The sequence below is a fragment of the Kitasatospora sp. NE20-6 genome, assembly GCF_045862635.1.
In genome coordinates this window covers 61,106-70,912 of sequence record NZ_BPRL01000061.1, presented here as the reverse complement: position 1 = coordinate 70,912, position 9,807 = coordinate 61,106, and the positions used below count along the sequence as shown (strand labels likewise).

At 72.7% G+C, this 9,807-nt stretch carries 8 protein-coding genes and 2 pseudogenes; 5 read left to right on the top strand and 5 right to left on the bottom strand.

All coding sequences use genetic code 11. The annotated features are described in order from the left end of the window. Positions 1 to 146, top strand: a pseudogene (locus SNE206_RS31585) (methylmalonyl Co-A mutase-associated GTPase MeaB); the annotation flags it as partial. A 9-nt stretch (positions 147 to 155) separates the two neighbouring features. Here the strand turns inward: SNE206_RS31585 and SNE206_RS31580 are convergent. Further along, a pseudogene (locus SNE206_RS31580) lies at positions 156 to 466 on the bottom strand (dihydroxy-acid dehydratase); the annotation flags it as partial. Between the two features lie 203 nt (positions 467 to 669). Here SNE206_RS31580 and SNE206_RS31575 point away from each other — a divergent pair. Both SNE206_RS31575 and SNE206_RS31570 read left to right on the top strand, forming a co-directional pair. After that, positions 670 to 855, top strand: coding sequence for a hypothetical protein (locus tag SNE206_RS31575; RefSeq protein ID WP_407916965.1), 186 nt, complete (start codon positions 670 to 672; stop codon positions 853 to 855). Beyond that, positions 852 to 1,190, top strand: a complete 339-nt coding sequence (locus SNE206_RS31570) for a hypothetical protein (protein WP_407916964.1) — start codon at positions 852 to 854, stop codon at positions 1,188 to 1,190. The genes SNE206_RS31575 and SNE206_RS31570 overlap by 4 nt, the downstream gene beginning before the upstream one ends. A gap of 102 nt (positions 1,191 to 1,292) precedes the next feature. Here SNE206_RS31570 and SNE206_RS31565 read toward each other — a convergent pair whose 3' ends face one another. Further along, positions 1,293 to 2,840 (bottom strand): ABC transporter substrate-binding protein, encoded by a 1,548-nt coding sequence (locus SNE206_RS31565; protein WP_407916963.1) that lies wholly within the window; start codon positions 2,838 to 2,840, stop codon positions 1,293 to 1,295. A gap of 501 nt (positions 2,841 to 3,341) precedes the next feature. Beyond that, the gene (locus SNE206_RS31560; protein ID WP_407916962.1) at positions 3,342 to 3,863 is read right to left on the bottom strand and encodes a nuclear transport factor 2 family protein; all 522 of its coding nucleotides are present in this window, start codon (positions 3,861 to 3,863) and stop codon (positions 3,342 to 3,344) included. A 1,051-nt stretch (positions 3,864 to 4,914) separates the two neighbouring features. On the opposite strand from SNE206_RS31560, the gene SNE206_RS31555 reads away from it, so the two are divergent. Then, positions 4,915 to 6,186: an acyl-CoA dehydrogenase family protein gene (locus SNE206_RS31555; protein ID WP_407916961.1), complete on the top strand. Its 1,272-nt coding sequence runs from the start codon at positions 4,915 to 4,917 to the stop codon at positions 6,184 to 6,186. Between the two features lie 258 nt (positions 6,187 to 6,444). Here SNE206_RS31555 and SNE206_RS31550 read toward each other — a convergent pair whose 3' ends face one another. Next, positions 6,445 to 7,143, bottom strand: coding sequence for a TetR/AcrR family transcriptional regulator (locus tag SNE206_RS31550; RefSeq protein WP_407916960.1), 699 nt, complete (start codon positions 7,141 to 7,143; stop codon positions 6,445 to 6,447). A gap of 111 nt (positions 7,144 to 7,254) precedes the next feature. Here SNE206_RS31550 and SNE206_RS31545 point away from each other — a divergent pair, with 111 nt between their 5' ends. Continuing rightward, positions 7,255 to 7,950: a hypothetical protein gene (locus SNE206_RS31545; RefSeq protein ID WP_407916959.1), complete on the top strand. Its 696-nt coding sequence runs from the start codon at positions 7,255 to 7,257 to the stop codon at positions 7,948 to 7,950. A gap of 508 nt (positions 7,951 to 8,458) precedes the next feature. Here the strand turns inward: SNE206_RS31545 and SNE206_RS31540 are convergent. After that, positions 8,459 to 9,349, bottom strand: a complete 891-nt coding sequence (locus SNE206_RS31540; RefSeq protein WP_407916958.1) for an SDR family oxidoreductase — start codon at positions 9,347 to 9,349, stop codon at positions 8,459 to 8,461. Positions 9,350 to 9,807: the final 458 nt, after the last annotated feature.

Here is a 9,807-nt window from a genome sequence, read left to right as displayed (position 1 = left end):
ACGACCAACTCCTCACCGCACTCCACCACCACCCCGACGTCCGCACCCTCGCCCCCACCCTGGAGAACCGCGTCCGCGAAGGCACCCTCACCGCCACCCTCGCCGCCCAACAGATCCTGGACGCCTTCCGCGGGGACGACGGCTGAGCGGGGTGCTCAGCTCGGGTCGGGCGCCGGGTTGTGCCCGGGCCGGGCCAGGAAGTCGAAGTCGCAGCCCTCGTCGGCCTGGGTGGCGTGCTCCTAGTGGAGAGCCCCGTAGCCTCGCTCGTACGGGGGCTCCGGGGGCTGCCCGCCGGCCCGGCGCAGGGCCGGTTCCTCATCAGGGTCGTCGATGCGCTGCTGCAGCTCCGGGTCGGCGGCGAGGTGTTTGACGGCGGCTCCGCCGGGCGCGAGGTTGCCGCGCAGGACGGCGACGCCTCCCTCCGTCGAGACGGGGTCGGCGGGGTGCGGATCACCTGGGTGTCGTGGGTGTGCGTATCGGCGAAGTAGGCGCCGGACCCGGCCGCCCGCGGCCGGCTCCTCCCGGCCGGCTCCTCCCCTGGCGTCTCCGGCGGCCTTCTGCGCGCCGGCGTCTTCCCCGACGGCACGGGCGCCGGCCTCCCCGCCCTCACCCCCGCCCTCACCGCGCGGGTGGGCGGCACCGTCCCCGCCCTCTGAAAGACTCTCCACCATGGATCCGACACCCGATCAGGCCGCATCTGCGGTGGAACGCCACGACCGTCCGCTCGGCACCCGGACCGACGGCGACCGGCAGCCGCAGCAATCCGGCGCCGCCCACCCGGACACCGCCCACCCGGACGCTGTCGACGCCTGCACCGGCCGGCCCGGCCCCGCCCACCGGGAGGGAACGCGGTGACCGACCACTGGACCAACCCCGCGTACGTCCCGACCTACGACATGCTGCTGGAGCTGGAGAAGCACCTCGACGCCCTGCGGCAGGCAGGCCCCGGCAACGGCGTCGACCCGCGCGGGAGCGCCGCCATGCACGCGATCCGGTTCGCCGCAGCCATCCTCCGGCCCGTCGTACCCGGCACGGCGGCACCGCCCTTCACCGAAGACACCGCCCGGTTGCTGTGGCTGATCGCCAACTGGCGCGACGCCGCTCTGGATCTCGGCGAGTTCGCACCCACCGCCCCCACTGGCCCCGCCGGCCCCACGCTGCGGGTCATCCCCGGCGGGAAGGGCGCATAGATCGCCTACGTCACCGTCGGTGACGGTGACGGTGACGGTGACGGACACCGGAGACACCCGGCCTCCTCCTGGCCCGGTGTCTCCGGTGTCCGGCATGCGAGGTCAATCGCTCTGTGCCGGTTTCCAGTTGTAGAGGCGAGGGCTGGCCCCGCCCTCGTGGAAGCCGACACCCGCGAGCTTCTCCGGGTTGTAGAGCCACGTCACCGCGCTGGAGCCGAGGCCGACGTACCAGGCCTGGTCGATCAGCCGGGCGGACATGGCGTGCAGCCCGTCCACCGCCGTGGGGCTGGTGGCGTCCGCGGCCTTCCGGAACGCCGCGGTGAGGGCGGGGTCGGCACTACGGTAGGGGTTGCGCTTGCTGCGTTCGGCGAAGTTGTTGACCAGGGCGGTGTAGGGCGGGGTGCCCTGGACGGGCATGACCACGGCGGGGTACGCCTGGCTGGCCAGGCTCTGCAGGTACTCGTCGTACGGCTTGACGATGTTCTCGACCTTGACGCCGATCGCGGCCCACTCGGCGATGACCGGCTGCAGGACGGCGTCGGACTTGAAGCTCCGGGTGGACAGCACCTGCAGGGTGAAGCCGTTCGGGTAGCCGGCCTGGGCGAGGAGCTGCTTCGCCCTGGCGACGTCGTGGGGGTAGGCGTCGTCGAGGGCCGGGTCGTAGCCGGGGGCGCCCGGCGGGACGATCTGGGCGGTGGACCGTCCGGCGCCGCCGAAGAAGGCGGTGTTGATCGCGGCGCGGTCGACGGCGTGGTTCAGGGCGCGCCTGACCCGGACGTCCCCGAGCGCGCGCACCCGGGATCCTCCGCGGTCGAGCAGGTTGACCAGGTACTGGACGTCCTGGCCCCGGACGGAGGCCGGTCCGGCCTGTCCGGTGCGCCGGAGGGGCGTGGAGGGGCCGGCGGCGACGTCGACCCGGCCGGCCGCGAGGGCGTCGTACCCGGCGTCGATGTCGGGGACGACCTCGAAGACGGCGTCGGCGAAGGGGTAGGAGCCCTGGTCCCAGTAGCCCTTCCTGCGGTGGAAGACGTACCGGGTGCCGGGGGTGCTGGCGGCGGCGTCGTAGGTGTAGGGCCCGGAGCCGTCCATGGTGGAGGCCAGGGCCTCGGGGATGACGAGGCGCTCGGGGTTGATGATCATCCCGGTGCAGCCCGCGAGGACGGCCGGCAGGTCCGGGTACGGCTGGCGCAGGGTGATGGCGCCCCCGGCCGCCCCCTCGGTCCTGATCGACTCGACCGATGCGGCGAAGTTCGCGGTGGCGGCACCGGCCGAGGCACTGGCCCGGTCCAGGTTCCGCTTGACCGCCTCGGCGTCCAGCCGCGTCCCGTCGGCGAACGTGACGTCGGTGCGCAGCGAGAGGGTGAACCGGACCGGACTCTCGTAGCGCCAGGAGTCGGCGAGGGCAGGCTGGAAGGAACCGTCGGGCGCGAGGCGCAGCAGGGTGTCGTAGGTGGCCCCCAGGATGGTCTGGTCCTGGCCGCCGGTGCAGGAGTAGGGGTCGAGGTCGGGCAGTGCGCTCGGTGTGGCGATGGTGATCGTCCGGCCGGCGGCCCCGGACGAGAGGGCGTCGGAACTGCTGCAGGCGCTGCAGGCCAGTGCCGTGGAGAGGCAGAACGCGGCGGCAAGGTGTCTTCGGAGTGCGGGCGGCATCGTGTCCTTCGTCTTCCGTGCAGGGCGGGTCACACACCGGGCGGGGGGTGGGGTTGTGCGCAGCACGGCGCGTCGGATCCCGGCTCCGGGCTCCGCTGCGGGCTGTGGACTGCGGGCTGTACGGCGGGCGAACGGCCGGGGCGGAGCCTCGGTCCTGCGAAGGCGCGGGGGGGGGCGCGGGGGCACCGGCCGGTCGGCGACCGGTGCGGGGAGGCAGCCGTACCGCCGGGCCGGCCGCAGGCCGACGGTACGGCTGCCCGTGGAGGGTGCCCGTGGAAGGCAGCAGGTCCTGCCTTTCGGGCAGCCCGGCCGCGCTGCTCACGGGAACAGCGGCGGCCGGATGCGGAGCGCTTCCCCGGGCCCGCCGCAACGGGCACCGGCGACGGGCGGGGACTACGGGCGGGACTACGGACGGGGCCAGGGACGGGGGCAGGGACAGGGCCGTCGTGCGCCTTCTCCGGATCACCCCCGTGGCGCTCCGCGGGAACGCCGTCCTGGTGCCTACTGCGCCTGGATCGCCTTCAGGAAGGCGATCCTGCCCTCATCGGCGTGCCGGCGAAGGACGTTCGTCTGCATGTCGGGGTGGTGTTCGGCGTTGGGCTCGGGAACCAGGGGGTTTCCGGTCCAGGACATCAGCCGGCAGACGCGGTGCTGGATGAGCCAGCCGCGATCGGTCCGGACGAGCTCGTCGTCGTACCAGCCCGTCCCTTCCCACGACGGGCCGCCGTCGGCCGATTCGCGCACGAGGAGCCAGTTGCCGTAGCTGAACGCGTGGGCCTTGTCGCCGTCGACGTGCACCACGTGGCCCATCATCGTGTGCTGGTGGCCGTCGAGCCCTGCGTGGAACTCGGCGAAGGAGCGCTTGAAATTGGCGAGACCCGACCACGCGGACCCGGCCGGACCGAATTCCGCCGTCACGTCCTCCGCAAAGATGCGGTCGAACAGGTCCCACTGGTGGGCGTCGAGCGCGAACCCGTAGAGATTCAGGACCTCGATGATCGCTGCCTTGTCGTGTTCGACCATGCTCGTGCTCCTTGTCCTTGAAGCTGCCGGTGGGTGGGAACAACCACTCGCAGCGCAATCGTTCATTTGTCGCGCCAGGACGCGTCCGCATCGGGAGCCTGCCCCGGCGCCGGCCGCGCAGGTGGCGCGCGGTGTCAGGCGGGAGGCGCGGCCCGGAGGAACGCCGCTTCGCCCGTCGACGAGGCACGCTCCGCGGCTCCGTGCCGGTGGCCGCGGTGGTGGCTGCGGCGGCACGTCCCGGCGTGCGTGCGGCATCGGTCAGGGGTCGGCCGGCGATGACGGCACTGCCTTCCGCCGGCCCCGACAGGGCCGCGTCCGAAATCGGCTCCCGCCGCACCCGGCCACGGCACGGGGCCGACGGAAGGGGTGGCGGGTATGGGCACCATCATCAGGAGCCACAGAAAGACTGTCAACACTCTTCGCCGCATCGGGCAATCAAGCACCGCCCTCCCGAAGCCGGGGGGCGAGGCCGGCGACGCGCCCCGGCGCGATGGGCTCCCTGCGCCGCCACAGTCCCATGACGGTCCTCACCTCGAACGACTCAGCCAGGAGAGCTCGATCTCCGGATGGATCGCTACCGGGCCTCACGGGTTCACAGCGGGCCAACCTCAGCGAAATCCGGTCGAAATGTTGACACTTAACTGTGAACCCTCCTACGGTGCCCATAACGGCAACCTCGTCCGCCGGGCACGCAAGGGCCCGACGGCGACGGCTCGCACCAGGTCCACGACAGAGAGCTCACTGCGCCGCACGGCGCCGCGCGAACCCGGTCGGCACCGTCACCGTCCGCTGCGGCCACCTCCGCCCCGGAACCGTGCGGGCCGAACCATCGGCGCTCCGGCCGCCCGCCCGCGGCCGGTCGCCGACAGCCGCCACCACAAGCGCCCGGCCCGCCGCCCGGCCAGAATCCGTTCCAGGGCAACCGTCCACCACCGTCGCCCGAGCCGCGTCGATGACAGCGTCCGGTTGCCGACAGCGCCGCCGGGGTGATCCCCGGCAGGGCCGGAGCAGCCCTCGATCAGCACGAACACCATTACAGGAGACAACGACGATGGCTTCGACCCAAGACACCTCCGACAGGCTGGCGACGATCCTCGAAAAGGTGCGCGCGCTCGGGCCCACCCTGCGGGAGCGCGCGCTCGCCGCGGAACGCGCGGGCCGTCATTCGGACGAGACCATCGCCGACCTCGACGCCACCGGCGCCTTCGACATCGGCAGTCCCGCCGAGTTCGGCGGCTACGAGCTGACCGTCCTGCAGCAGCTCGACGTCATCTCCGAGGTGTCCAAGTGGGACGGCTCGTGCGGGTGGAGCGTCTGGGCGGGAGCCTCGACAAACTGGATCCCCGCCGGTTCAGGTGCTCGCGTCGTCGAAGAGGTCTACGGGCCCGAATGGGTGGGACCGCGGGTCGCCGGTTCGAGCCACTTCCCGGCCTCCCGGGGGCGTGCGAAGCGGACCGAGGGCGGCTGGATCGTCTCCGGCGGCCCCTGGACCTTCGGGAGCGACTCGCTCTGGGCGCCCTTCACGAACCTCGGCTGCATCGCCGACGACGGTGAGGGCCCCTACCTGGTGGGCCTCCAGGTGCCGCGCGACGAACTCCGGTTCCTCGACGACTGGCAGGTCGCCGGCATGTGCGCCACCGGCAGCGTCTCCATCACCCTCGCCGGGGACGAGCTCTTCGTCCCGGAGCACCGCGGCGTCGACTTCCGCCACATCGTCGACGGGAGCATCGACAGCGGCCTCAAGGGCGATCTCTGGAAGGTGCCCTCGCTCGGCTGGGCCTTCAGCACCATGGCGGGCATGTCGATCGGCCTCGCCCAGGGCGCGCTGGACCGTTTCCTCGAACGCTCCGCCGGCCGGCCCGTCCGCGGCACCACCTACAGGAACCAGCTCGAAGCGCCCCTCACGCACCTGATGCTCGCCGAGGTCCACTCCAAGATCCAGTCGGCGACCCTGATGACCCGCGCCAACGCCGAGGAGACCGACCGGCTCGGCGCGCTCGCCGCGGCCGGCACGCCGGCCGATCCGGCGTACATGCAGCTCTTCAGCGCACGGGTCCTCGTCGAGACCGCCTACGCGGCCAAGTGGTGCGCGGAGGCGATCGAGCTGCTCCAGCGGAACTCCGGCTCGACCGCGATCATGGAGAGCGAGCCGATCCAGCGGGCCTGGCGCGACGCGCGCGTCATCACCCTGCACGGCGCGCTGAACCTCGAAGCCCTCTCCGAGAACTACGGACGGCTGATGGCCGGAGCCCAGCCGCACAAGGTCGCGGGGATCACCACGCTGGACCGCTTCGCCCCCGCCGCGCCGAACAAGGCCGGCTGAGGGCCGCAGAACGGCGCCTGCGCACATCCCGACGGGGCCTTCGTCCGGCACGCCACGAGCGCGCCGGGTGAAGGTCCCGTCCAGGATCCGGATCGCGGCGCCCGCGAAGGCCGGGCATCCGCCGCAGGACCGCGGCAGGACCGTGGCCTGCCGGTCAGGACGGTCAGGACGGTCAGGGGACCGCAGAACGGCCCGCTTCCGGCCCGCCCCTCACGGCCCTCGCCCGCCCGGTGCGGACGGACCGGCCCCGTCGGCGGCTCAGGCGTGAGCGGCAGGCCGGTGGTCGGGGATGCCGCCCGGGGCCCGGTCGGAAGTCCGGTCGGAGGTGCGGTCGGGGGTGCTGAGGTAGGCGATCGCCATCTCGCCGAGTTCGTCCGCGTACCGGCGCAGGGCGGCCTCGCCGGTAGGGCGGTCGGGGTGGAGGGACGTGTGGAAGCAGGCGCCGAGGATGACCCGGGCCACGGTGTCCAGGGCCGCCTGCGGGTCCGAGCGGCGGATCCGGCCCGCGTAGGGGGTCGCCGCTTCGAGCAGGAAGCGCTGGATCTCCGTGATGGTGCGGGCCCCGCGGTCCAGGGCGCCGGTTCCCCGCGCGCGCAGCAGTTCGGGGAAGAGCTTGCTGTTGTCGGCGAAGGACTGCAGCAGTGCCTGCGCATAGGCGTCGATGACGCCGGAGAGCGACGGATCGGCCTCGCGCAGCTGCGCGGCCACGTACTCCTCGCGCTGCTCCAGCATCCGCTCGGTCAGCGCGGAGATCAGCTGTTCCTTGTCTTCGAAGCGGCGGTAGATCGTGCCGACCGAGACGCCGGCGCGGGCCGCGACACCGGTGATCGTCATCTCCTCCAGGCCGACCGTGGAAGCGAGCTCCTCGGCCGCCTGCAGTACGCGAGCCAGTGTCGCGGCGCTGCGCGCCTGCCGGGGTTCCCGGTAGTGCGCTCGGCGGTTCGGCTCATCAGTCATGTGCTGCATCGTATCGGCGGCGATCCTCGCAACCGCCCTTGACAAGCGGTGCACCGGCGAACCTACTATCGTGAATGTAGATTCACATTCACATTTAAAGGAGATCATGGAATGACCACGAACCAGTCCTCCCTGCCCGTGACCGTGACGCTGGAGTCGGGACCGGCCGGCAACGAGAGCATCGACGACTTCGAGCTCTTCTACTCCCGCCGCGCCATGGCCCGCCTCAGGACGCGGCTGGGACGCCAGGGCCTGCTCGACCTCCTGGCCGCCGACATCGAGGAGGGCAACGCCTTCCTGCGGGAGAGCGCCCTCGCCTCCGACGGCAGCTTCCGGGGAGGGACGACGGTGCTCACGACGCGAGGCCTCACCTCGGGCGAGTTCCTGGGCTGGATGGACAAGGCCTTCGCCGACGAGGACATCCTGCTCGCCGCGCACCCGGAGCACTACTCGATCACCAACCAGGCGGACGGCTCGGTCCACGTGGTGGAGAACATCGGCCCCCACACCTGTTCCTTCTACCTGGGCGGCTGGGGCACCGAGGCGATGGCGTGGGCCGCGGACGCGGCCGAACGCCTCCCGGAGGCCGAGTTCCCCCACAAGCAGGCCACGAACCTCTTCCTCGCCGACCACACGGTCATCGGGCGGGTGCTGATCCAGTTCGGCGACACGGCGGCCGGCTTCACCTCCAGCCTGTCCGTCTACGTGCCCAGCGCGTGCCCCGAGGACATCCTGGAGCACCACCTCCGGCACTTCGCCGTCGAGTTCCGGAACTGGATCGTCGCCGCGGCGGCGGCCCGCGCCTGAACCGCACGGGGACAACCGCGGATGCCCGTTGCCGGCGCGGGCCTCCGGCGAGGACGTCGGGCCGCTCCGGCAACGGGGCCGGACGGCCCGACGATCGGCCGACGCCCGGACGGCTCGGCCCTGCGGTGGTGATCTCGCAGGGCCGAGCCGTCCGGACGAACGGTGCCGGCCGGGCCCCCCCCCGGGACGCGGCCCCGGGGGGGTGGCCAACCCGCAGGGCCGAGCCGTCCGGACGAACGGTGCCGGCAGTGCACACGCCGTCGCCCCGGGGCCGCGGTCCCGCGGCCAGGCCCGCCCTGGAGCCGCCCGCCGGAAGACCGGGCCCTGCCGGTCGCGGCCTCCTCGCGGAGCGACCTGACGCGGCGGCAGATCGCCCCGCTGTCCGGCGTGTCCGGGTCACGGCCCCGAAGCCGCGCCAACGGACGCCGCCCCGCCCCGCTCCGGGGCGGAGCGGGGCGGGGCGGGGCGGGGCGGGGCGCGTGCAGGTGAACCTGTGCCGGGACGACGTTCAGTCCGCCTCTGCGGCACTCCCGGCCGTGAAGGCGGCGAATTCCGTCCGGGTGAACTGCTCGAAGGTCGTCGGGCGCCGGCCGAGGAGCCATGTCAGCACGTTGGGGTTCCCGATGAAGTCATGGCTGCTGTAGCGGCTGCTGATCGCCCGCAGGAGCCGGGCCTGGTACGGGAATTCGGCGGGGTTGTCGGTGCCGAGGGCCGCTTCGAGGAACACCTCGGAGGAGATCTGCTCGGCGACGACCTCGCGGCCCGTCACCTCCGCTATGACGTTCGCGAGGTCGTGGGCCGTGTAACGCCCGGGCGCGACCAGCTCGTACGTGGCGCCCGCGTGGCGGTCGCTCTCCAGGAGGACGGCTGCGGCCACCTCGGCCACATCACCCACGTGCACCATCGACTGGTGGCGGTCGAGCGCCCAGGAGAGCAGGAAGACGCCCTTCTCGAAGGCGGGCTTGAGCCGGTGCCGCAACATGTAGTTGGCGGGCTGGAGGACGGTGAACTCCATCCCCGAGGAGACGAGGTGCTCTTCGAGGTCCCGCTTGATCTCGTGCTGGACGAGGTCGGTGATGATCGCGTGGAGCACCGAGCTGAGGACGAAGTGCCGCACGCCGGCCGCCCGGGCGGCATCGACGGCGGCGATGCCCATGGCCCGTTCCCGGGGGTGGAGGGCCGGCCCGACGTAGTAGACCTTCTCGACGCCGTGCATGGCGCGCGCCAGGACGTCCGGGTCGCCGATGTCTCCGACGACGACGTCGGTGACGCCGATCCCGCGGAGCGTCCGAGCCGACTCGTCGGAGCGGACACAGGCGCGAAGCTCGGCTCCGGCCGCCAGGAGGCGCGGGATCAGCAGCTTGCCCTGATTGCCGTTCGCCGCTGTCACGAGTATCACGTGTCGTCTCCTTCGTACGGTGTGCCGGCCCTGGACGCAGCCGGCCTTGCGGGTCACGCGGCGCCGCCCCCACGGGAACCGGCCCGTGGGGTACGGACGCGGACCTCCGGGGCGTTGCCGAGGCGCTCGCCGAACCGGTGCGGCCGCTCGGTCGTGACGACTGCGCGGTGCCGCGACGATCGGTGCGGGCACCCGACAGGTCCCACCGCACAGCCTTCCGGCTGCGCCGCTTCTCGTCGACAGTTCGTCACCGGCGGGTCGGCCGGGGTCACTGCTGCGCCGGAGCGGGCCGGGGCCACGGGGCCGAGCGGCCCCGCGAGCCAAATAGACCTAACCATTAGGCATGTAAAGCCAGCATGCGATCTGCGGCCGGTTCCGTCAAGCCGTCCGGGCCCTCCGGACCGCCCGCCGGACCCCCCGCCGGACCTCCCGCCCGGCCCGCCGGACCTCCTGCCCGA